27 protein-coding genes are annotated in these 23,672 nt (G+C 29.9%); 19 read left to right on the top strand and 8 right to left on the bottom strand.

Features of this window, described 5'->3' with window-relative positions:
* The coding region (gene nadA, locus VP91_RS06880; protein ID WP_248289191.1) for a quinolinate synthase NadA at window positions 1-262 on the bottom strand (262 nt) is incomplete at its 3' end.
* 99 nt (window positions 263-361) lie between these two features.
* Here nadA and VP91_RS00655 point away from each other — a divergent pair.
* Window positions 362-1,234 carry a hypothetical protein gene (locus VP91_RS00655; protein WP_169035526.1) on the top strand — a complete coding sequence of 291 codons (873 nt, stop codon included), beginning with the start codon at window positions 362-364 and terminating at the stop codon, window positions 1,232-1,234.
* A gap of 4 nt (window positions 1,235-1,238) precedes the next feature.
* Here VP91_RS00655 and VP91_RS00650 read toward each other — a convergent pair whose 3' ends face one another.
* Window positions 1,239-2,120, bottom strand: coding sequence for a YgfZ/GcvT domain-containing protein (locus VP91_RS00650; protein WP_248289190.1), 882 nt, complete (start codon window positions 2,118-2,120; stop codon window positions 1,239-1,241).
* Window positions 2,121-2,169: 49 nt separating this feature from the next.
* Here VP91_RS00650 and VP91_RS00645 point away from each other — a divergent pair, with 49 nt between their 5' ends.
* Window positions 2,170-3,474, top strand: coding sequence for a dihydroorotase (locus VP91_RS00645; RefSeq protein WP_169035524.1), 1,305 nt, complete (start codon window positions 2,170-2,172; stop codon window positions 3,472-3,474).
* Here VP91_RS00645 and VP91_RS00640 read toward each other — a convergent pair.
* Complete coding sequence (locus tag VP91_RS00640; protein ID WP_169035523.1) at window positions 3,471-3,803, bottom strand: DMT family transporter; 333 nt, start codon at window positions 3,801-3,803, stop codon at window positions 3,471-3,473. The two genes, VP91_RS00645 and VP91_RS00640, sit on opposite strands and share 4 nt — an antisense overlap.
* Window positions 3,803-5,698, bottom strand: coding sequence for a propionyl-CoA synthetase (locus VP91_RS00635; RefSeq protein WP_169035522.1), 1,896 nt, complete (start codon window positions 5,696-5,698; stop codon window positions 3,803-3,805). The genes VP91_RS00640 and VP91_RS00635 overlap by 1 nt, the downstream gene beginning before the upstream one ends.
* A gap of 214 nt (window positions 5,699-5,912) precedes the next feature.
* Between VP91_RS00635 and VP91_RS00630 the strand changes: the two genes are divergently transcribed.
* From VP91_RS00630 to VP91_RS00615, 4 genes are all read left to right on the top strand, one after another.
* Entirely contained in the window at window positions 5,913-6,683 is a 771-nt protein-coding gene (locus VP91_RS00630) for a bacteriorhodopsin-like (RefSeq protein ID WP_169035521.1), read from the top strand.
* 81 nt (window positions 6,684-6,764) lie between these two features.
* Complete coding sequence (locus VP91_RS00625; protein WP_169035520.1) at window positions 6,765-7,085, top strand: 2Fe-2S iron-sulfur cluster-binding protein; 321 nt, start codon at window positions 6,765-6,767, stop codon at window positions 7,083-7,085.
* Complete coding sequence (locus VP91_RS00620) at window positions 7,086-8,102, top strand: NAD(P)/FAD-dependent oxidoreductase (protein ID WP_169035519.1); 1,017 nt, start codon at window positions 7,086-7,088, stop codon at window positions 8,100-8,102.
* The gene (locus VP91_RS00615) at window positions 8,099-8,725 is read left to right on the top strand and encodes a glutathione binding-like protein (protein ID WP_169035518.1); all 627 of its coding nucleotides are present in this window, start codon (window positions 8,099-8,101) and stop codon (window positions 8,723-8,725) included. The genes VP91_RS00620 and VP91_RS00615 overlap by 4 nt, the downstream gene beginning before the upstream one ends.
* 220 nt (window positions 8,726-8,945) lie before the next feature.
* Here VP91_RS00615 and VP91_RS00610 read toward each other — a convergent pair whose 3' ends face one another.
* Complete coding sequence (locus tag VP91_RS00610) at window positions 8,946-9,773, bottom strand: phytanoyl-CoA dioxygenase family protein (RefSeq protein WP_169035517.1); 828 nt, start codon at window positions 9,771-9,773, stop codon at window positions 8,946-8,948.
* 18 nt (window positions 9,774-9,791) lie between these two features.
* On the opposite strand from VP91_RS00610, the gene VP91_RS00605 reads away from it, so the two are divergent.
* From VP91_RS00605 to ehuA, 5 genes are all read left to right on the top strand, one after another.
* Complete coding sequence (locus VP91_RS00605) at window positions 9,792-10,574, top strand: MOSC domain-containing protein (RefSeq protein ID WP_169035516.1); 783 nt, start codon at window positions 9,792-9,794, stop codon at window positions 10,572-10,574.
* Between the two features lie 106 nt (window positions 10,575-10,680).
* Window positions 10,681-11,526: a transporter substrate-binding domain-containing protein gene (locus VP91_RS00600; RefSeq protein WP_169035515.1), complete on the top strand. Its 846-nt coding sequence runs from the start codon at window positions 10,681-10,683 to the stop codon at window positions 11,524-11,526.
* Between the two features lie 78 nt (window positions 11,527-11,604).
* Window positions 11,605-12,276, top strand: a complete 672-nt coding sequence (ehuC, locus tag VP91_RS00595) for an ectoine/hydroxyectoine ABC transporter permease subunit EhuC (protein ID WP_169035514.1) — start codon at window positions 11,605-11,607, stop codon at window positions 12,274-12,276.
* A gap of 1 nt (window position 12,277) precedes the next feature.
* A complete protein-coding gene (gene ehuD, locus VP91_RS00590; RefSeq protein ID WP_169035513.1) occupies window positions 12,278-12,955 on the top strand; it encodes an ectoine/hydroxyectoine ABC transporter permease subunit EhuD in 678 nt (225 codons plus the stop codon).
* On the top strand, window positions 12,956-13,750 hold the full coding sequence (ehuA, locus tag VP91_RS00585; RefSeq protein ID WP_169035512.1) for an ectoine/hydroxyectoine ABC transporter ATP-binding protein EhuA: 795 nt from the start codon (window positions 12,956-12,958) through the stop codon (window positions 13,748-13,750).
* Between the two features lie 14 nt (window positions 13,751-13,764).
* On the opposite strand, the gene VP91_RS00580 is transcribed toward ehuA, so the two are convergent.
* Complete coding sequence (locus tag VP91_RS00580; RefSeq protein WP_169035511.1) at window positions 13,765-14,307, bottom strand: TraR/DksA family transcriptional regulator; 543 nt, start codon at window positions 14,305-14,307, stop codon at window positions 13,765-13,767.
* A gap of 79 nt (window positions 14,308-14,386) precedes the next feature.
* Here VP91_RS00580 and VP91_RS00575 point away from each other — a divergent pair, with 79 nt between their 5' ends.
* The 3 genes from VP91_RS00575 to VP91_RS00565 are packed head-to-tail and all read left to right on the top strand — an operon-like array spanning window position 14,387 to window position 17,360.
* Window positions 14,387-15,709, top strand: a complete 1,323-nt coding sequence (locus VP91_RS00575; RefSeq protein WP_169035510.1) for a glycosyltransferase family 39 protein — start codon at window positions 14,387-14,389, stop codon at window positions 15,707-15,709.
* Window positions 15,706-16,578, top strand: a complete 873-nt coding sequence (locus tag VP91_RS00570; RefSeq protein ID WP_169035509.1) for a glycosyltransferase family 2 protein — start codon at window positions 15,706-15,708, stop codon at window positions 16,576-16,578. The genes VP91_RS00575 and VP91_RS00570 overlap by 4 nt, the downstream gene beginning before the upstream one ends.
* Window positions 16,578-17,360: a hypothetical protein gene (locus VP91_RS00565; protein WP_169035508.1), complete on the top strand. Its 783-nt coding sequence runs from the start codon at window positions 16,578-16,580 to the stop codon at window positions 17,358-17,360. The genes VP91_RS00570 and VP91_RS00565 overlap by 1 nt, the downstream gene beginning before the upstream one ends.
* Here VP91_RS00565 and VP91_RS00560 read toward each other — a convergent pair.
* Complete coding sequence (locus tag VP91_RS00560) at window positions 17,357-18,637, bottom strand: Y-family DNA polymerase (RefSeq protein WP_169035507.1); 1,281 nt, start codon at window positions 18,635-18,637, stop codon at window positions 17,357-17,359. The genes VP91_RS00565 and VP91_RS00560 overlap by 4 nt on opposite strands.
* A complete protein-coding gene (locus tag VP91_RS00555; protein ID WP_169035506.1) occupies window positions 18,615-19,010 on the bottom strand; it encodes a LexA family protein in 396 nt (131 codons plus the stop codon). Before VP91_RS00555 ends, VP91_RS00560 begins: the two co-directional genes overlap by 23 nt.
* Before the next feature lie 165 nt (window positions 19,011-19,175).
* Here VP91_RS00555 and VP91_RS00550 point away from each other — a divergent pair, with 165 nt between their 5' ends.
* The 5 genes from VP91_RS00550 (at window position 19,176) to recA (ending at window position 23,594) form a co-directional block, all read left to right on the top strand.
* On the top strand, window positions 19,176-19,733 hold the full coding sequence (locus tag VP91_RS00550) for an SOUL family heme-binding protein (protein WP_169035505.1): 558 nt from the start codon (window positions 19,176-19,178) through the stop codon (window positions 19,731-19,733).
* Between the two features lie 11 nt (window positions 19,734-19,744).
* Window positions 19,745-20,107, top strand: coding sequence for a GFA family protein (locus VP91_RS00545; RefSeq protein ID WP_169035504.1), 363 nt, complete (start codon window positions 19,745-19,747; stop codon window positions 20,105-20,107).
* Window positions 20,108-20,114: 7 nt separating this feature from the next.
* The gene (locus VP91_RS00540) at window positions 20,115-21,041 is read left to right on the top strand and encodes a uridine kinase (protein WP_169035503.1); all 927 of its coding nucleotides are present in this window, start codon (window positions 20,115-20,117) and stop codon (window positions 21,039-21,041) included.
* Entirely contained in the window at window positions 21,041-22,339 is a 1,299-nt protein-coding gene (locus VP91_RS00535; RefSeq protein ID WP_169035502.1) for a TolC family protein, read from the top strand. Before VP91_RS00540 ends, VP91_RS00535 begins: the two co-directional genes overlap by 1 nt.
* Window positions 22,340-22,442: 103 nt before the next feature.
* On the top strand, window positions 22,443-23,594 hold the full coding sequence (gene recA, locus VP91_RS00530; RefSeq protein ID WP_169035501.1) for a recombinase RecA: 1,152 nt from the start codon (window positions 22,443-22,445) through the stop codon (window positions 23,592-23,594).
* The last annotated feature ends 78 nt before the right edge of the window (window positions 23,595-23,672 follow it).

Here is a 23,672-nt window from a genome sequence, read left to right as displayed (position 1 = left end):
CAGCCATTACAATTATATCAGCACTAGTTTTTGCTGCCTCTATTGCAAGAGCTAGCGAGTCTGCAGCAACATCTGCTACACCATGATAAATTTCTGGAGTTTGATAGTTGTGAGCAAGCAAAATTGCATTTTTTTCTTTTTTTAATTGATTAATTCTATGAATGTAAGGAGCATGAACTGACCATTCAATCTCAGGCATAACCTTTGAGATCTTTTGATAAATAGGATCTGTTGCTATTCTTATTTCTGTTGTAAATTCCATATCAAAACCTATCAATTTGAGAGAACCTTGTCATTACTAAATCTGACGCATTTATAATTACAAGAATGTTTAAATATTATATATAATAAAATTATGGGAATGACCTTTCAAACATTTGATTTATTAAAAAAAAACATAGATGAATTTGGCGAACTTGGAGATGTGCTTACATTAGGCAGGTTAGGTAACCAAATTGATAAAAAAAAATTGAAGTTATTAGGACTAGAGAGCAATATAGCTTTTTCTGAAGAGTATTGTGATACAATTTTTACAGAATATTTTGGTGCAAATTTAGTACATTCAATTGATAATTCAAATTTTGAAGGTGCCAATATAGTTTTTAATATGAATGAAGAACTAAAAAATATTACTAAACAATATGATACAATTATTGATATTGGAACTTCAGAGCATGTTTTTAATGTAAACCAGAGTTTAAAAAATATATCAAAACTTTGTAAAAAAGGTGGAAGAATAATTCATTGTCTACCAGCAAATAATCAGTGTGGTCATGGATTTTGGCAATTTTCTCCAGAGCTCTTTTTTAGTCTTTATGATAATTCAAATGGATATCAATCAACCAAACTCCATTTAATTGATAGTTATGATGATAAAACTTATTGGCAAATAAATAAAAAACCCAAAAATGAAAGACTAGAATTAAATTCTTTTACACCATTATATATTTTTGTAGCAACAACAAAAAAATCAGAGAATATAATCCAAAAAGCTCAACAATCTGATTATGAGTATGTTTGGAATAAAAAATCAGATAATACTCAGTTTGACACTATAAAAAAATCTTCCTTAAGTATTGTGTGGAAAAAAATTAAAGATAAAGTAAAAATTTTTTTTAGAAATAATTATTTATTTAATAAAATATTCTTAAAATATGAGAAGAAAAAATTATTTTTGAAAAATTTCTATAAAACAAATAAAAATTTAATTGAATTAACGTATGATATTAAATAACTTTTCATTTAATCCAATTTGGTTTTTTTATTGTTAAAATAGCATTTTCACTTTTTAATTCACTATCTTCCTTAAAGTTATCATCTAAATATTTGACTAAAGCAAAAGGATAATCATCGTCAATCAATACCTTTCCTATTTCAATATCATTAGCATAAATTGAAGCACCCTCAGTTAATTTTCCACTGATTAATTGTATAGCTAACAATCTTTTAGAAAGTTTGTTTTTTAGTTTTATTCTTGCTGTATTTTCTTGACCAACATAACAGCCTTTTTGAAAATCTATTCCATTTAGCTCTTCAAAATTACACTCAATTCCAAATAATTTATTTTGTAATTTATTCATTTTTTTTTGAGCAATTCCTAATTCATGACTTAATTTATAATATTCAGCAATTGGAGAATCTTTTAGCTCTAATTTCTTTAAAGATAGATAAAGTTTTTCTAAATTAATAATAAGCCTGGCACCTAGTTCTTTATTTCTTGGGTCTAATAAAATTGAGTCCTCCCTATATTTTATTGTATTTCCAGGTTGATCCTTAGCACCTTCAAATTTTAAAAACTTTTCACGACTAAATGCTGCAATTACAAATTCATTGCTTAAATTCATAATTTCAACTTTAGATCTAAGCTTGTAGATGCTAAGTTGTTTAAAGAGAGCATCTGTTTGAGATTTTTCACAATCTATGAAATAACCAGATTTGTGTTTTACAACAATAAAAGCAAATAGAAATTTTCCTTGTGGAGTTAGTAGTGATGCAAAACAACTATTACCTTCATTGACCTTATTAATGTCATTGCTAATCATATTTTGTAAAAATTCATTAGCATCTGCTCCATTTATGTACAGAATTCCTCTATCTTCTAAAATATATACTTTCTGCATGTTCATAATTGATTGATGTCTAAATATGATATAATTACTTTTTTCATAAATGTTAGATCTAATAATTAAAAACGGCTCGTGCTTCATAGATAAAGATCTTAAAGATCAAGATATAGCCATTAAAGACAGTAAAATTATAAAAATTGGCAAAATTGACAGTGAAGCGAAAGAGACTTTTGATGCTAAAGGGTTAACAGTTCTACCAGGGTGCATTGATACACAAACTCATTTTAGAGAACCTGGATCAACAGATACAGAAGATTTACACTCAGGAAGTAGGGCTGCAATAGTAGGTGGCATAACAAGCGTTTTTGAAATGCCAAATACTAATCCACCAACATCGACCAAGGCAGAGTTTCAGAAAAAGTTGGATCTTGCCAAAAATAGAATGTATTGCAATTATGCATTTTATTTTGGCGCAACAGCTGATAACGCAAGTGAGTTAGCAGATTTGGTAAATTTAGAGGGTTGTTGTGGAATTAAACTGTTTGCTGGATCGTCAACCGGAAATCTTTTAGTTGCTGAGGAAAAGGATATTGAAAAAGTATTTCAAAGTAGCTCAAAAGTTGTTGCCGTACATTCAGAGGATGAAGAAATTTTAAATATTAATAAAAAACTAATTAAAGAAGGAGATGTTTATTCACACCCAATTTGGAGAAGTGTCGAATGTGCAATCTCATCTACTAGAAGAATAGTTAGAATTGCTGAGAGATATAAGAAAAAAGCCCATATTCTTCATATTACTACAAAAGAAGAGATTGATTTTTTATCACAACACAAAGGCAACATAACATTTGAGATTACCCCACAACATTTAACAATCTATGCTCCAGATTGTTATGATAGGCTTGGAACTTATGCTCAAATGAATCCACCTTTAAGAGACAAGTCTCATTATGACAGATTATGGTATGGAGTAAAAAATAATCTTAATGATACAATTGGTTCTGATCACGCTCCACACCTAAAAGAGAATAAAGAAAAAAGATATCCAAACTCACCATCTGGTATGCCTGGTGTTCAAACACTTTTACCAGTTATGTTAAATCATGTTAATGATGGAAAGTTAACTTTAGAGCAATTAATGAATTCTATATGTGAAAATCCAATTAAGATTTTTGGAATTAAAAACAAAGGTTTTATAAAAGAAGGATTTGACGCTGATTTCACAATTGTAGATATGAACAAGACAATTGAAATTAAGAATGAAAATATTGAAAGTAAATGTGGCTGGTCACCTTTTGATGGGTTTAAATTTAAAGGAACACCAGTATCTACAATTATAGCTGGGCAAGTTAAAATGAGAGATGGTAAAATTTTAGGTGATCCTGAGGGTAAGCCTTTGAAATTTTAGATAGTTTTTACAGTAAAACTATTTACAAGGACAACTCCAACTACAATTAAGAATAATCCCAATATTGCTTGCCAAGATAAGGACTGCTTAAAAAAAACATATCCCAATATCGCAATTGTAAATATTCCAAGACCGCTCCATGTTGCATAAACGATAGCAATTGGAAGTTTATCAACTACAAATGTTAAAAGATAAAATGATGTTAAATAAAAAACTGCGAGAGCAGTAGTGGGAATGATCTTGGTAAAATTCTGTGAAACTGGTAAAAGCATTGTACCACCAACTTCACAAAAAATAGCAATAATCAAAAACAAGTATGTTTTAAACATTACTTAAGAATATTACTTTTAATTAAATCTTCTTTTATTTCAGTCAAAATTACAGGATCATCAATAGTTGCTGGAACTTTATATTCTTCTCCATCAGCAATTTTTCTTATTGTTCCTCTCAATATTTTTCCAGATCTTGTTTTTGGTAATCTTTTAATAACAATTACAATTTTAAATGCAGCAACAGGTCCAATTTTACTCCTAACCATTTGAATACATTCTTTTGAAATTGTCTCATGATTTTTTTCAACCCCTGACTTAAGAACAACCAATCCTATTGGTAACTGTCCTTTTAGTCTATCAGCGACTCCAAGAACTGCACACTCTGCAACTGACTGATGTTCTGATAAAACTTCCTCAATCGCTCCTGTTGATAGTCTGTGACCAGCAACATTTATAATATCATCTGTTCTAGACATAATCCAAATATAGCCATCCTCATCAATATGACCCGCATCATACGTTTCATAATAACCTTCATAATTAGTCATATAGTTGTCTTTATATCTTTTGTCTGCATTCCATAATGTAGGAAAGGTTCCTGGAGGTAATGGAAGTTTAACAACTATATCTCCCATCTCATTCGGCTTAGCTAAAGTTTGATCTGGTTTCATAATTTTAACATCATACCCTGGTACAGCTTTGCATGCTGATCCATATTTTGTTTTCATCATTTCTATTCCAGTACAATTTGAACTAATTGCCCAACTTGTTTCAGTTTGCCACCAATGATCAATTACGGGGACTTTCAATAAATTTTCTGCCCATTTAATTGTATCTGGGTCAGCTCTCTCACCAGCTAAAAATAATGACTCAAATTTACTTAGATCATATTTAGAAAAAAATTTACCTTCAGGATCTTCTTTTTTAATAGCTCTAAATGCAGTTGGAGCAGTAAAAAGAGATTTAACCTTATAATCAGAAATTATTTTCCAAAATGCGCCAGCATCAGGAGTGCCAACGGGCTTACCTTCAAATATAACAGTAGTACACCCCTTGAATAAAGGAGCATACACAATATAAGAGTGACCAACTATCCAGCCAATATCACTTGCTGACCACCAAACATCATTAGCATCAATATTATAGATATTTTTCATAGTCCATTTAAGAGCAACTATATGACCACCAATATCTCTAACTATTCCTTTTGGTACACCTGTAGTTCCTGAGGTATATAGAATATAAGCAAAATCATTTGAATTCATTTCTACACAATCTACTTCTTTTGCATTTGAAAGTGCTTCACCCCAACTAATTTCTTTTGGAGCATTAAGTTTAACTGTATGATCTATTCTTTGAAATAGGATCATCTTATCTATTTTATGGGAAGCCATCTTAATTGCTGCATCAACCAGTGGTTTATACTCAACAGTTTTTCCAGGCTCAAAGCCACATGAAGCAGTGACTATTACTTTTGCTTTACAGTCATCAATTCTGCTGGCAAGTTCATTTGAAGCAAACCCTCCAAACACGACAGAGTGAATTGCTCCAATTCTACCACAAGCTAACATTGCTATAACAGCCTCAGGTATCATTGGCATATAGATTATTACCCTGTCACCCTTTTTTACTCCTTGGTTTCTAAGAGCGCCTGCAAATTTTGAAACTTTTTCTCTTAATTCTTTATAGGTGAACTGCTTTTTGTTTCCAGTTATGGGGCTATCATAGATCAAAGCTAGCTTATCACCTCTGCCTTGATCAATATGAATATCTAAAGCATTATAACAAGTGTTAGTAACACCATCTTCAAACCATTTATAAAAAGGTGGGTTAGATTTATTTAAAATTTTAGTAGGTTTTTTAAACCAAAAAATATCATTGGACATTTCTTGCCAAAAATTTTCAGGATTTTTTAGAGAATTTTGATAAATTTCATTAAATTTCTTTGACATATAATTTGATTCTATTTTGCTATTTTTTTCTGCTTATTAAATTAAAAATTGCATTAAAATTTAAAAAGCAAGTAAAATCAACACAAATTAGATGTAATTAAACCTTCTAAAAACTAAATAATTTTGATAGTTAAGCCCAACAAGACTTAAGCTAATGTTTAGGTCTAGTTTATATAAACTAAAAGTTAAAAACTAACAAAAGAGGGAGTTTTTTATGAAAAAACTAAAATTGTTTGCCCTTACAGCTGTAGCCCTAATGGGTGTTTCAGGTGTAGCAAACGCAGAGACCGTGTTATTGGCATCTGATGACTTTGTTGGAATCTCGTTTTGGGTGATTTCAATGGCGATGTTAGCAACAACTGCTTTCTTTTTCTTAGAAGCAGGAAGTGTTGCTTCTGGTTGGAGAACGTCAATAATTGTTGCTGGTCTTGTAACTGGTATCGCTTTCATACACTACATGTATATGAGAGAAGTATGGGTTATGACTGGTGAGTCACCAACAGTATACAGATATATTGACTGGTTAATCACTGTGCCATTACAAATGATAGAATTTTACTTAATTCTAGCCGCTGTAGGTAAAGCAAATTCTGGAATATTCTGGAGATTGTTAATTGGTACTGTGGTAATGCTAGTTGGTGGATACTTAGGAGAAGCAGGATACATTAACGCTACACTTGGTTTTGTAATCGGTATGGCTGGATGGTTCTACATTCTTTATGAAGTATTCTCAGGTGAAGCAGGTAAAGCTGCAGCAAAAAGTGGAAACAAAGCTCTTGTTACTGCATTTGGTGCAATGAGAATGATTATTACAGTAGGTTGGGCAATCTACCCATTAGGTTACGTATTTGGTTACCTAACAGGTGGTATGGATGCTAACACACTTAATGTTATTTATAACCTTGCTGACTTCTTAAACAAAATTGCATTTGGTCTAGTAATTTGGGCTGCAGCAACGCAATCTAGTGGAAGAAGATCTAGATAAGTAGTAATACTTAAACAATTCTAAAGGGCGAGTACATTTTGTGTACTTGCCCTTTTTTTTTAAGCATTTATAAATAAGTCTATGACTAAAGTTACATACGTGGAAAATAATGGAAATTCACACACTATAGAAATAGCCAATGGATTATCTGTAATGGAAGGTGCTGTACAAAACGATATACCTGGAATAGATGCAGATTGTGGAGGAGGAATGGCTTGTGCTACTTGCCATGTGTATGTCAAAGAAGAGTGGTTTGATAAGCTTCAAAAAAAAGAAGATGGGGAAGAAGATATGTTAGACATGGCATTTGAGCCTAATAAATTTAGTAGATTGAGTTGCCAACTATTAGTTTCAGATGAACTAGATGGGTTAACTGTTAGCATTCCATCAAAACAAGGTTAAATGATTAAAACAGATACTTTAATAATTGGCGCAGGACCAGTTGGATTGTTTTGTGTCCATCAATTAGGAATAATTGGATTAAAATGTGAAGTAGTTGATAATTTAGATAAAATTGGTGGTCAGTGCATAGAACTTTATCCTGATAAACCCATTTATGATATCCCTGCAGTTCCTGAGTGTACAGGAGAAGAATTAACTAATAATTTAATTGAACAAATTAAAGCATTTAAAACAAACTTTCATTTAAATGAGAGAGTAGAAGAAATTAAAAAAATTGAAAAAAAATGGATTACAAAAACAAATAAAGGAACTGAATTTGAGTCTTCAAGTATAATTATAGCTGCAGGAGTAGGCTCTTTTGAGCCAAGAAAATTTTCAACAAAAGAAATTGATAAGTTTGTGGGAAAAGAAATACTTTATTCAATTAGAGATAAAACAGTTTTTAAAGATAAGACAGTTTGTATCTTTGGAGGTGGAGATTCTGCTTTAGATTGGGCAATTGAGCTATCAAGTACATCTAAAGTTATATTAGTCCATAGAAGAGATGATTTTAGAGGAATGCAAGCAAGTATTGATAAAATTCATCAATTAAAAGAAGAAGGCAAAATAGAAATTTACACAAAATATCAAATGGATTCTGTTCAAGGGAAAGATAAAGTTGAAAGTATTAATATAAAACATGATGATAAAACTATAAAAGAAATTAAAACAGATTATGTGCTAGGTTTTTTTGGTCTGATAATGCAACTTGGACCTATTGCAGAATGGGGTTTAAATTTAGATAAAAAAACAGTTCCAGTTAATACTGAAAGTTTTGAAACTAATAAAGAGGGAATTTTTGCAATTGGTGATATCTGCTCTTATCCTGGAAAACTTAAATTAATTCTATCAGGCTTTCATGAGGGTGCTCTTGCTGCTAGAGGATGTTTTAAATATGCAAAACCAGATGAAAAATATAGGTTTGAATTCACCACATCTTCAAAAACAGTTAAAGAGCGACTGGGTGTGAAGGAGTGATTGAACTTTTTAGTTCTGATACTCCAAATGGAAAAAAAATAAGTATATTATTAGAAGAGATAGGTTGTGATTTTAAAGTTACAGCAATGGATTTATCAAAAGATGATCAATTTAAACCTGATTTTAAAAAGATAAGTCCATTTAGTAAAATACCTGTAATTGTAGATCATGAAAATAAAAAATCTGTTTTTGAGTCTGGAGCGATCCTTATGTATTTAGCAGAAAAATATAATAAATTTTATGAAGCTAAAGATCGCAATGTTATAAACCAATGGCTGATGGCACAGATGGGAACTATAGGTCCAATGCTTGGACAGCATCATCAATTTCATCATTATAATCCAGGTAAAAGCCAATTTGGAGAAGAAAGGTTTTTTAAGATTGCAAAAAGACTTTATGGAGAGCTAGATGAAAGATTGTCTTTATCAAAATACTTGGCTGGGAATGACTATACAATTGCAGATATTGCAACATGGCCTTGGATTGCGAGGCATGAGTGGCATGATATTGGGCTTAAGAATTATAAAAATTTATCAAGATGGTATACTGATATATCTAAAAGAGAAGCTGTAATAAAAGGGTATCAATTTATGAATAAAAACGAATTTCCTCCTAAACCTTAATTTTTTAACCTATCAGTCTGTATATAGAGCTTAAAATACCATTTCCAGATAGCTCTATAACCAATACAATAACAACAATTAATATTAATTTTTTATTCATTTAATTAAATAAATATAATAATAAAATTATCCAAATCAAAGCATAATAATAAAAAATATGTTTTTTAGCAAAACTAAATGCAATTGAATTTTTCCTAGATTTATTTTTTTTCATTATTAATTATAGATCTCTTTTTTTTGTAAACCCAGGATAAAAGATTCTTTGAAGGTCATCATTTGCTTTCTTTCTTATTTCAATATCTTCTGAACTCATTATTTTATGTGGTCTTTTTGTATGTTGATGGTATTTAAAAGTATCATCTCCCCTTGCTTGTTGAACATACATTTTACCCAAAACTTGTTCTACATTGGTGCCAATATAGCTTTGAATAACAAAACCAATTCTTCTATCTTTGCTTTTATTTAGTCCTGAACCATGAACTATAGTTGGATGATGTAATGACATTTGCCCTGCTTTTAAAACTAAAGGAGTTGTTTTATCTAAAGGGACGTTTTCAACTGTTTGACCTCTAGTTAATAGATTACCTTCATCATATTTTTGTTCATGATGTCTGATGTTATCTTTATGTGAACCAGACCACATCCTCATACAACCGTTTTCTTCATTAGCATCAGTTATTGCTAACCATGCAGTTACCCAATTGTGTGGTTCTAATCCAATATAAGTTGCATCTTGATGAAAACTTACAAATCCTTTTTCATGTGGGTTTTTGATAAATAAAGTGGTTCCACAAATAAGAATATTTTTTCCAATTATGCTCTCAACAGCATCTAACATTTTAGAATTATGACAAACTTCATCAAGTATGGGAGAAATCATATGCACATAATTTCTTCCAGCCCCTTTCAGTTCATTAGGCCATTTAGTTTCGATATTTTCTATTTCTTTTCTTATCTCAAATGCTTGATCTTTAGTTAAGACTTCTATTGGAGCCACATAACCGTTATCATTATATTCTTGAAGTTGATTTGAGGTCAATTTAGACATATTATTTATAAATATTATATGAGCACAACTATTTCTTCAATAAATTATTGTCCAGTAAAATCTGTATCTTTTCAAACAATTGAAAAGTGTGAAATTAAAAAGAAAATTGGAATCGTAGGAGATAGAATTTTTGCATTTGCTAAAGATTTAGAACCAGACAAAGCACTATTATTTGAAAAAAACCCAGAGGAGAGAAAAGGTAAATGGAATAAAGTTTTAACTCTTAAAAATTCTCCAGTTTTAAATAAATATAACTTTTTTTTTAAGGAAAACAAATTAACACTAACTTTTAAAGATAAGGAAATTTTAACAATTAATGTGAGTGAGCTAAAAGAACGCCAATTACTCTCAAATAAAATTATAGAATTAGAAAATTCTTTAAAGGAACCAATAGTTTTAATGAAAAACGAAGAATTACCTTTTTTTGATACATCGATCTCAAACAAAGTTGATTTTGTTAATTCAGTTTCACTTTTAAATATACAAAGTATAAATGATTTTCAGAAAAAAATCGGCAAGAAGATTGAAACATCAATATTTAGAGGAAATATTTGTATTGATGGAATTGAACCTTGGAAAGAGAGAGAATGGATTGGTAAAATTATTAAGATTAATGGTGTTTCTTTTAAAGTTGAAAAAAACATACCAAGATGTGTAGCAATTAATTTAAAACCACAAACAGATGATAATTCTTTTAATTTACTTCAATCATTGAAAAAAACATATGATCATTTTGAAATGGGAATTTATTTAACTGCTTTAGATGATGGTGAAATAGGTATTGGAAACAAGTTAACTTAAGAAGTTAAAATTCAATTTATAGTTGAGTTTAAATTAGATTTTTTTGATGTACAAACAAGTTCAATTTTGTTTTAATTATTTAAATAAACTTAAATAGGGAAAAAAAATGAATAAATTTTTAAAATCAATAGGAGTTTTTCTTGTAATCATTTTTAGTATTTCTTCAGTTAGTGCAGCAACATTAACTGAAAGATTAAAAGATGGTCACAAATTAAGACTCGGTTTTGGTACTGCTGTACCGTGGGCTTATGCTGGTGATAATGGTGAAGCTCTAGGATTTGTTAATATGATTGCTTTAACAGTTCTTGAGGAAATGGGAATTACTGAACATGAAACTAAAGTATTTGAGTGGTCAGGATTAATTCCAGGAATAAATGCAAATCGTTCAGATATGGTAACTGGTGGTATGTATATTCTTAAAAGTAGGTGTGAAAACATGAACTTTTCAGACCCTATAGGTGTTTTTGGTGATGCTATGTTAGTTCCAAAAGGCAACCCTAAAGGAATTAATAACTATGCAGATGTTATCAGAACAGGGGCAAAACTTGTAACTGGTGCTGGATTTAACACTGTTGAAGCTGCTAAAAAGTATGGTGTGCCTGATAGCCAAATGATGTTAGTTGAAGGTGAAGTTGGAATTCTGGCTGCGATGAAAGCTGGTAGAGCTGATGTTGCTGTTCAAACATTTTTTGGTGCAAAAGAACATGAAGCAAAAACTGGCGGCAAGTTTGAAGTAACTGATCCTAAATTGATGCCTAAAGAAACTTTAAACGTAGTTGGTATTGGTTTTAGAAAAACTGATGTTGAATTTAGAGATAACTTTAATAAAGCGTTAGCAAAAGTTATGGCTAACCCAGCAACAATGTTAAAAAGAGCAGGTGAGTATGGGTATGATAAAGCTCAGCTTCCACCTCCATCAATGAGTACAGAGTGGGCTTGCTCAACTAAGTAATAAAAAATAGATTAATTTGATCAGGCGATGAATAAAAGTCGCCTGATTTTTTTTTAAATTTAATAAAAGGTTTTAAACGTGAATTATTTTTCATTTTTAGCTGAGCATGGATCTACACTACTGCTAGGAACAGTTACTACACTCAAGGTGTTGATTTGTGCTACTATTTTATATGTGATTATCTCTATAATTTTTGGGTTGATGCGAGTGTCAAATAATTCAGCCATTCAAGGTATAGCGACTGTTTATATAGAATTTTTTAGAGGAACATCTTTGTTGGTTCAACTGTTCTGGTTTTATTACGTATTACCTTTTTTTGGTATCTCATTAGAGGCATTTACTGCGGGAGTTGTCGCAATAGGAATGAATTTTGGAGCATATGGAGCTGAAATTGTCAGGGGTGGAATATTAGCAGTACCCAAAGGACAGTGGGAAGGAGCCCATGCATTAAATTTTAGTCCTTTTAAAAGAATGAAAAATATTATCATTCCTCAAATTTTTCCAATTATACTTCCTCCTGTAGCAAACTTAACTGTAGAGCTTTTAAAAGCAACAGCTCTAGTTGCATTAGTAACTGTTGTTGATTTAACATTTGAAGCAAAACAAATTAATGCAATTACATGGCTGTCAGCCCAATGTTTTGGAACAGCACTTTTAATATATTACATTATTTCTAGATTTTTTTTAGTCCCTTTTTTAAGGTGGCTAGAAGTTCTTGCGGCAAGAAAAGTTGGAAGGGGTAAAATTTAATATGAATGCAGAATGGAAATGGGACTTTACTTTTCAAATATTGCCACAAATGTTATGGGCTACATTAAACACTATAATGGCAGCAGGCATAGGTTATGCCATAGCAACTATTGTTGGATTATTATTTTTATTAGGCCAAAGAACACCAATTAAAATAGTCAACATGATTAATAGAGAGATTGTTGAATTTATTAGATCAACACCACTGTTAATTCAATTATTTTTTGTTTATTTTGTTCTCCCTCAATTTGGTATTACTTTGTCAGCTTGGGTTTGTGGAATGATTACAATTGGACTTCATTTTGGAACCTATTTATCAGAAGTTTATAGAGGTGCATTAGAAGGTGTTCCAAAAACTCAGTGGGAAGCTTGTAGAGCTTTAAATTTCACAAATTTTTATACTTATAGACGAATAGTTTTGCCTCAAGCATTTCCAATAGCAATTCCTGGTATGGGAAATTATTTAGTTGGAATATTTAAAGATACACCTCTTCTTTCAACTATTGGAGTTGCTGAATTATTTCATGCAGCAACAGCAGTAGGTGGTTATCATTATAGATATCTTGAACCTTATACTATAGTAGGAATTATTTTCTTAATTCTTTCAGTCCCAGCTGCTATGGGTATTAGAAAATTAGAAAAATCAGTAAATAAAGCACAAGGAAAGGTAAAATATTAAATGAATAATAAAAAAGACTCTAATGATATCTTGGTAAAATTTTCTGATGTTACCAAGAAATATGGAGACCTTGTTGTTTTAGATAAACTTAATTTAGAAATAAAAAAGAACGAGATGGTTTCAATTATTGGTCCATCAGGATCTGGAAAAACAACAGTTTTAAGAGTTTTAATGACTTTAGAAAGAATTAACCAAGGCATTATTTATTTAGATGGTGAACCTTTAACTCATATGCCAGAAAAAGAAAAATTAGTTTTTGCAGATGAGAAATATTTAAGAAAAAGAAGATCAAAAATTGGAATGGTATTTCAACAATTTAATCTTTTTCCTCACATGACGGCTCTTCAAAATTGTATCGAAGCCCCAATTGAAGTGCTGGGAATGAAAAAAGAAGAAGCTGAAGAGAGAGCATTAGATTTGATGGATTTAGTTGGACTTTCAGATAAGAAAGATGAGCATCCTTCAAGATTGTCAGGTGGCCAACAACAAAGAGTTGCAATTGCAAGAGCTCTAGCCATGAGACCTAAAGTTATGCTTTTAGATGAAATTACATCAGCATTGGATCCAGAGGTTGTTGGGGAGGTTTTAAATGTAATTAGATCTTTAAACAAAAAATATGATCTTACTATGATCATGGTTACTCACCAGATGGGTTTTGCTAGAGAAATATCAGATCGTGTTTGTTTTTTTAATGAAGGAAAAATATTTGAACAAGGACCTCCTCAGCAACTATTTGATAATCCACAAAATGAGAGAACTAAACAGTTTTTACATGCTGTGCTTGATGCAAATTAAGAAAGTACTTTAGATTAATCATCAGCGTATACTTTTTCTTCTTTTTCATGCTTTTCTTGTGCCGAAATACAAAGGTCTGCAACCGGTCTGGCCATCAATCTTTTTAGTCCGATTGGCTCTGCTGTTTCTTCACAAAATCCATAGGTATTATTTTTTATTCTTAATAATGCTTGATCAATTTTAGAAATTAACTTTATTTGTCTATTGATTGCTTTCATTTCTACTGTTTTATCTGTGTAAGAACTTGCTTGATCAACAACATCTGCAGAAACACTATTGTCATCCATTGACCCATGGTACAGAGCTTCATTGTTTGCTCTAACTAATTCTTTTTTCCATTCAGTGAGTTTTATTTTAAAGAATGATAAATGTTTATCACACATGTACTTTTCAGTATCTTTAGGTGTATAATTTTTTGAAATTTTAATTGGCTCTTTTGCTTTTTTTTCTTTGACAGAATTTTTTTTTATTATTTTTTTAGGTTTTTTGATTGCAACTCCAACTTTTTTTGTTTTAGTTTTGGTCTTTTTAGTAGATGATTTTGAGATTTTAGGCATATATATAAAATTTAGTGGCCGGAGTATATTCAGCAATAAATACGTGTCAAGTAAGCTTAATTCATATAAAACCAATTAAATGTTAATTAATAGAAAAAATACAAATAAGCTGCTTTATATTTTTCTTACAATCCATTTAATTTTGTGGACGTTAATTCCTACTTTAACAAATAATAATTTACCACTTGATACGATTGAACATTTAGCATGGGGCAGTAACTTAGATTGGGGTTTTAATAAGCACCCTCCAGCAGTTGCTTTTTTTCTTGAAATTTTTTATCAAATATTTGGATCACAAGATTGGGTTTATTATTTATTAAGTCAAATATTTGTAGTTATAGCTTTTATTTTTGTATTTAAATTTGCAGATGATTTATTTAAAAATAAAACTTTAAGTTTAGTATCAGTTCTTTTACTTGAAGGTATTTATTTTTATAATTTCACAACACCAGAATTTAATGTAAATGTTTGCCAATTACCTTTTTGGTCATTATGTGTTTATTATTCTTGGAAATTATTTGATAAACAACAGATAACGTTCAAGGATTGTTTCTTATTAGGAGTATTTGCAGCAGTAGGTTTTTTATCAAAATATCTTTTTATTTATCTTTTAATAGCGATAAACCTATTATTTTTTTATGTAATTTTTATAAAAAGATATAAAAAATTTGATTTTAAGTTTTTAGTATCTCTAGAAGTTTTTTTTGTTTTATTAGTTCCACATCTGGTTTGGTTAACGAGTAATAACTATATAACCATCACTTATGGACTGGCAAGAACTGGGTTAGAAAATTCAAGCTTTTTAGATCATGTAATTTATCCATTAATATTTTTAGGCAAACAATTAGGACTATTAATTCCATTTGGTATTATGTCATTTTTTTTAATAAATAAATTTAAATTTAAAATTTCCTTAAAAGATAATAAATTATTATTTTTAATATTCATTAATTTAGTTCCAATAGGGTTAATGCTTTTAACCTCAATTTTAATTGGGTCAAAAATTAGAACAATGTGGATGACACCATTTTATTTGTTCATTGGGGTATTGGTTGTCTATATATTCCAAAAACAAATAAATCTAAAAAAATTAAATGGCTTTATATCAGTCTTTTTAATTCTATTTATTTTTTCTCCATTTGCTTATGCTTATATTTCTTTAACAGAAACAGATAAGAGAACGGACTATCCTGGAAAAGAAATAGCTATAAAAACTCAATATGTCTGGAGTCAAGATCACAAAGAACCCATAAATGTTGTGCTTGGAGATGAATGGTATGCTGGAAACCTTTCATATCATTTAAGATCAAGACCTACTTGGGAAGGGCCAATTACAAAAGATAAGTTAAATTTATTATCAAAATTTACATGTATTGATAATATCTGTGTAGGAAACAGATGAACAAAATAAAAATTTTAATTCCTGTTTATAATGATTGGCAATCAGTTTTTAAACTTTTAAAAGTTATTAATTTAGAAGTTTCAAAATTGGATGGTGAGTTTTCAGTAATAATTTTCAACGATACATCTACTGAAAATAGACCAGAATTTTCAGCTGATTTAAATAATTTAAAGTCTGTTCAAATTATCAATATTAAAGAAAACAGAGGTCACGCAAGATGTAATGCTGCAGGATTAAAATACATTAATGAAAAAGAAGACTTCGATTACGTAATTCCAATGGATGGCGATGGAGAGGATAGACCTGAAGAATTAAGTTTATTGATTGAAAAAGTTAAAGAATATCCAGATGTAGCTGTTACTGCTAATAGAATAAAAAGATCTGAAGGTTTTATATTTAAGTTTTGTTATTTAGCTCACAAGTATTTAACTCTTGTTTTTACAGGTCAGACAATTAAATATGGAAACTATACATGTCTACCAAAGTCAGTAGTTGACGAAATGGTTAATGAGGCGGCAACATGGAGTAGTTTTTCGGGGTCATTAGCAAAAGTAGCAAAAAATAGAAAGTCTATTCCTTCCGAAAGAGGTACAAGATATTTTGGCCCATCTAAAATGAGTTTTTTAAATTTATTAAAGCATTCTCTTTCAATTATTGCAGTTTTTAAAACAACTTTGTTAATTAGGTCTATACTGTTCTTAATTGCTTACTTATTTTTAATGATAGGAAAAATTTCAATGATTACATTAATACCAGTTATTGGTGTTATCATTATGATGATTTCAGTGATGATATTATCTAAAAGAGAAAATATTTCAGAATTTAATAATTCTTTAGATAATATTGAAAAAATAGATACACTTAAGTAATGTCTGCATTAACTCAAAAAGACATTGACCTATTTGCAAAAAAAATTTTAGAAGATTATGATTTAAAAGATCCTGGAAAAATATTTAAGAATAAAATACAGATAAATAATATTGAAGCCTCACTTATCCAATCAGCTGTTTCTAAGTTAAGAAAAAAGAGGGGAGAGGAAATCATTGGTTATAAGATAGGATGTGTCGCAAAAGAAACTCAAAAGAAAATGGGTTTTATTCAACCTGCTTGGGGGACACTTTGGCAAAAGGAATTGCATGCTAGTGGGATATCATTAAGTAAAAAAGATTATTCAAACCCTGCTATGGAGGCAGAATTTGGAATTATATTAAATCGTGATTTGGAACCTGAACTTATTTCTTTCGAATACATACTAGAATCTATTAAATCAATTTACCCCCTAATAGAGATTCATAATTTAGTTTTTTATGGAGATGCTCCTCATGGAGCAGAGCTTCTTGCAAATAACGCTATTCATGCTGGAGTTATTTTAGGGCTTGAAAATAAATTTCCTAAAAGTAATCAATTTACTGACCTAAAACTTATTTATGATAAGGAAACAGTAGGTGCTTGGCCTGATAAAGAATGGCCTCATGATATGTTATCTGAAGTAGCTTGGTTAGTTAAGGAGCAAGCTAAAATAAATAATATTTTAAAAAAAGGTGACTTGATATTAACGGGAGCATATGGGTTTCCAGTTCCAATTAATGAGAAAAAAGTAATAGAAGTTACATCATCAGCATTTGGTGATGTAAAAGCAATATTTGATTAAATAGCTTTTATTATTGGTAACGAATGAAAGTCAGCAGTATCTATTTTTGAAGAGTAATCTCTTCTCATATTCCACTTTTTGTTGACCCCAGCACTAGCTAAACTTAGTGTTGATCGCCCATATCTATAATTTGTACTATCAATAGACTTCATTAAGCCTTTAATCTTCTCATCTTTTTCTGAAGAGAATAAATTTTTATTACCATCTGAACAAGTTAAGCCAGTCAATGCTATACCTGCTTTTTGATATCTATATCCATTTATAAAAATTTCATTTAATGTAATCAAAGCAGTTTTAACTATTTCAATACTGTTATTTGTGGCAATTGGAAAATCTATAGTTTTAGCATTTGAATAATATACTCCTCTATTTTGAAAAGGACTTGTTCTAACAGATACCGTTATTGATTTTGCAATTAAAGATTCTGATCTAATTTTTTCTGAAGCGTTTAAACAGTAACTTGCAACAGCTTCTTGAAGTTCTTGAAATTTTTCAACTCTAGTACCAAATGATCTTGATACTACACAGCTTTTTCTTTTCGAATTTTTGGTTTCCAAAGAAATACAAGGAATGCCCCTAAGTTCTAATGCAGTCCTAGAGCTTAAAACATTAGAACTTTTTTTAATCCAAGTGTTTGACATACTCTTTAACTGTTTAGCATTGTAAATTCCATTTTTCTGGTAAAATTTTGTCATTTGCTTACCAACTCCCCACACATCATTGATATCTATTTTTTCTAATAATGGATCAATATTTTCAATTCCTATTAAGTTTGTAACACCAGATTGTTTTTTCTTTGCTATATGATTTGCAATCTTACTTAGTGTTTTTGTTTTAGCAATACCGATGCTTGTTGGTATCCCTGTCCACTGTAAAACAATGCTTCTAATTTCTTTTCCAACATCTTCAACTTCATTATCAGGATAATTACTTAAATCTAAGAAAGCTTCATCAATAGAATATATTTCTAATATTGGATTAAATCTTTTTAAAGTTCTCATTACTCTTCTAGATAAATCTCCATACAAAGAATAGTTTGAAGAAAATACATAAACTTTATTTCTAAGTATTATATCTTTGGCTTTGAAATAAGGTTCTCCCATTTTAATACCAAGAGCTTTTGCTTCAGTTGATCTTGATATAATACAACCATCATTGTTAGATAAAACGACTACAGGTTTATTTCTAATTTTAGGATTAAATAATCTTTCACAAGAAACATAAAATGAATTACAATCTACTAGTGCTATCTTTTTAGTATGTTGAATGGATGACATAAGTCACAACCCCCCAAATGAATATTTCAGATTCGTCTCCAATAATTATTTTATCTTCAATATTTTTTGAACCAGATGTTAAAAATTGACCGTCTTTTGATTTAACAAAACTTTTAACAACTAACTCATCATGAACATTTGCAACTACTGTTGAAAAGTTTTTAGGTTTTAAACTTCTATCAATAACCAATAGGTCACCATCATAAATACCAACATCAGTCATTGATTTCCCCTGAACTCTAATGATGAAAGTAGCTGGAACATTTTTGATTAAGTGAACATTAAGATCTACATCTTCTTCGATGTAGTCTGTTGCAGGAGAAGGAAAGCCAGCACCTGCTTTATGTAGATAAAAGGGTATAGTTAGTTTCATGTTCTTGTTTTGTTCTTATTTATAGACCAGTTATACAGTACATGCAAGAAGTTGTATTTTGAGTCTATAACTGAATCAAAGGTGAATCAAAACGTGAACATCAAAACTACATTTTGTGCTCTTGTGGATAACTTCAACCAGAGATAGTTTAAACCTCATATTAAAATGATAAAAGTTTTCTCAATCATAGTTCTGAGTTTAATTATAGCTTTTAAAGTCGTGGCTTACGAAGAAGTAAATTATGAAGTGGTGAAACAAAATCAAGTTTATGAGATTAGAAAGTATTCTGATCGTTTAGCAATTGAAACAATAACTTCCAATCAAGGTAGTAGTTTTAGAAAATTATTTAATTATATTTCAGGCAATAATGAGAATAAAGAAGAAATCAGTATGACAACACCAGTTACTCAAATAGAAAAAAAAGGAAGTATGACTATGCAATTTTACTTACCTTCAAAATTTAATAAAGACAACACACCAAGGCCATCCAACTCAGATATCAAGATATTAAATATAAAAGGTGGTTACTATGCGGTTATAAAATACTCAGGAAGGGCTTCTGATAAAAATTTTATTAAACATAAAGATATTTTAAAAAATGAATTAAAAAAAAACAATATATTGATTTTAAGTTCACCCATTAAAGCAACATATGATAAACCTTTTACACTGCCTATGCTTAGAAGAAACGAGGCTATGTTTAAAATTGATATAAACCTATAAAAGAAATATAAATGAAAAAATTAACATGCCATTGTGGAGAAGTAGAAGCAGAAATAAATTTAGATGGAGATTTACAAAAAGTATTACAATGTAATTGTTCAATTTGTAAAAGAAAAAATGCAGTTATGTCTATGGTTAAGAACGAAGATTTTAAAATAGTTAAAGGTAAAGACAAATTAAAACTTTATCAATTTCATTCAAAAGTTGCAAAGCACTATTTTTGTTCTAACTGTGGGATTTATACTCATCACAATCCAAGGGCTAATCCAGCTATGACAGGATTTAATCTTGGTTGTATAAATGAAATAAATACTTTTGATTTAAAAGATGTTGCTGTAAATGATGGTCATAACCATCCACTTGATAATAAATAGTTTTTTTATGCAACAAGTTAATGATTGTTTTATTAAAGTAAAAAAAGATTGTTTTAAATTTATTTCTTCTCAAGAAACAAAGAGAGATAAATTTAAAAATAAAGAAAAGATGATTAAATCTTTTTTAATCCCAATAAGTTTTTGGATATCAAAGAGAACTAATAAAAAAAAACCTTTAATAATAGGTTTGGCAGGAGGTCAAGGCTCAGGTAAAACTACTATCTCATCAATTTTAACATTAATTTTACAAAAGTATTTTAAATTAAAAGTTTTTAAAATTTCAATTGATGATTTTTATAAGACGAGAAAAGATAGAAAATTATTATCTAAAAATAAGCACTCTTTATTAATGACAAGAGGAGTTCCAGGCACTCATGACGTAGATTTAATGTTAAAATTTTTTAAAAAAGTTAAGTCAAAGAGGTTTAAAAACCTAACAGTTCCTAAATTTAATAAATCAATAGATGATCGTTATAAAAAAAGCTTATGGTATAAACTTAAATTCAAACCAGACGTGGTAATTTTTGAAGGTTGGTGTGTTGGCGCCAAATCTCAAACTGCCAAACAACTAAAAAAACCAGTTAATTCATTTGAAAAAGTTTATGATAAAAAGCTTAAATGGAGGTCTCACGTTAATAATCAATTGAAAACAAAATATAAGACACTATTTAATCAGTTAGATGAATTATTGTATTTGAAGGCTAAAAATTTTAATTTATTGAGAAATTGGAGGTTAAAACAAGAGAGAAAACTTCGGATACAAACAAAAAATAAAAAGGACCTTAAAATTATGAGTATTGGAGATGTAATAAATTTTATGCAAACATATCAAAGAATAACTCAACAAATGTTTAAAGATGCTATAAAAAACTCATCTATAATTATGAATTTAAATAGCAGACATCAAATTCAAAATATGAAATTTAAAAAATAATGAAAAAAATATTATTATTATTATTAACATTAGTTTTGGTTAACCAAAAAGCTTTTGCAGTTTCTTTATCAGAAGCATTACTCCAAGCTTATATTAATAATCCAGAATTAAATGCTGAAAGAGAAAATATTCAAGTTTCAAAAGAAGATTTAAATATATCAAAAAGTGAATTTTTACCAACTGTTACTCTTTCAGGTTCTAAGAGCCAAGAAAGCACAGAAAAGCTAACGGATAGAAGTGGAACAAATTCTACCATCACAGATGTTGACCCTCAAAGTCAATCAGTAGTTATAGAACAAAAACTGTTCCAAGGTTTTGCTGGTCTTGCAGGAATGGAAAAAAGTAAAATTGGAATAAGTCTAGCTGATGCAAAACTTTTAAAAACAGAGCAAGAAATTTTATACAAAGCTGCAGAAGCTTATTCAGGATTTATATCTGCAGATAAAAAATTTAAGATTAATCAAAATAATATTAATTTATTAGAAAGACAAGTAGAAACAGATCAAGCAAGATTAGAAAGAAGTCAAATTACTTTTACAGATTTAGCACAGTCTGAGTCTTCACTAGCAGGTGCCCAAGCGAAATTTATACAAGCAAGAAATGAAGTTGTTACAGCTAAACTAATATATGAAAAAATAATAGGCCCAATCAATGATCCTAACACTTTAGATGAAAAACTAGATTTTGCCTTTGAAGTTCCTTCAGATTTAGATAGTGCAATTGAAATCTCAAAAATAAACAATCCAAACTTAATTATTTCTAAATTAGAATATGAACAATCAGAAAAAGATGTTACAATTGCAAGATCAGAGCTTTCCCCTTCTGCAACAATGTCTTTTAATAGATCAAAAACTGAAGATACAAGTTCAACAATTAATGAAAGAGATAAAGAAGTATTAACTGCAACTGTTTCTTGGCCAATTTTTAATGGTGGAAAAAACACTGCTTCATTAAATAGAAGTAAAAATTTAAAGAATAGAAATAAACTATTATTTGATAATGCCATGAAAACAAATCAAGCTAGTGTTGCAAGTGCATGGTTAAGTTTACAATCTTCAAAAAGCTTACTAAATTCAGTTAAGTCACAAGTAAAAGCTGCAGAAATTGCAAATGAAGGGATAACGGTTGAGTACGAATCTGGCCTTGGAAGATCAACACTGGATGTTATTCAATCAAACTCAATTTTATTAACTTCAAAAATAAGCCTTGCAGATTCTGAAAGAAATTATTTACTTTCAAGATTTAAATTACTTCAATCAGTTGGCTTACTAAGTAACAAATATCTAAAACTCCAATAATTAAGCCAATATTTAATTAAAAAAAAACTATTGATAATGAGAACAAAATGTGTACATTTAGAACACGATTCGAACACTAATTATTTAATAAAAAGGGCATAAAATGACTAAAAACAACTTAAAAGTAGTTAAAACTACAAAAGCACAACAAGCAGAAGGTAACGAAAAAAATAAAGCTTTGGACGCGGCAATGAGCCAAATTATCGATAATTTTGGAAAAGGATCGGTAATGAAACTCGGTCAAAGAAGAGCAATGGATGTTGAGTCAGTTTCAACTGGATCATTAAGCTTAGATGTGGCGCTTGGAATAGGTGGCTTACCAAAAGGAAGAGTTATTGAAGTTTATGGACCAGAATCATCTGGTAAAACAACTTTAGCATTACAAGTTTTAGCAGAAGCCCAAAAAGCTGGAGGAATTTGTGCGTTTATAGATGCAGAGCATGCTTTAGATCCAATTTATGCAAAAAAACTTGGAGTAGATACTGAAGAATTATTAATTTCACAACCCGATACTGGTGAGCAAGCTCTAGAAATAGCTGATACATTAGTCAAATCAGGATCAATTTCTGTAATCGTAATCGACTCTGTTGCAGCACTAACACCTAGAGCTGAAATTGAAGGAGAAATGGGAGATCACCACGTAGGACTTCAATCAAGATTAATGAGTCAGGCTTTAAGAAAACTAACAGGCTCAATCTCAAGCACGAATACAATGATGATTTTTATTAACCAAATTAGAATGAAAATTGGAGTTATGTTTGGAAGTCCAGAGACTACTTCTGGTGGAAATGCACTTAAGTTTTATTCATCTGTAAGAATGGATATTAGAAGAATTGGTGCAATCAAAAATGGAGATGAAATTATTGGTAACTCAACAAGGGTTAAAGTGGTTAAAAACAAAGTAGCACCTCCATTTAAAGTTGTTGAATTTGACCTAATGTACGGCAAAGGTATTAGTAAAGTAGGTGAATTAGTTGATCTTGGTGCAAAAGCTGACATCGTTGAAAAAGCTGGAGCTTGGTATGCTTATAAAGGTGAAAAAATTGGCCAAGGAAGAGAAAATGCGAAAACTTACTTAGAGCAAAATCCTAAAATTGCAGCAGAAATTGAAATGGCAATTAGAGAAAAAGCTGGTGTGATAGCAAAAAAAATTGAAGGTAATCCACTTGATCCTGAAAAAGCAGCAAAAGATCAAATAGAAGAACCTAAAGTGGAAACAAAGGAAGAAGTAACACCTCCATCTAAAAAGAATTAGTTAAAGTCATCTTTAATTATTAAAAGGCGCTTAATTTAAGCGCCTTTTTTCCCTACACTTATCTAGACATCAAATAAA

Source organism: Candidatus Pelagibacter communis (assembly GCF_012932795.1).
Lineage (GTDB): Bacteria > Pseudomonadota > Alphaproteobacteria > Pelagibacterales > Pelagibacteraceae > Pelagibacter > Pelagibacter ubique_S.
The sequence above is the reverse complement of the archived record's forward strand: the minus strand, read 5'-3'. Positions and strand labels throughout refer to the sequence as shown.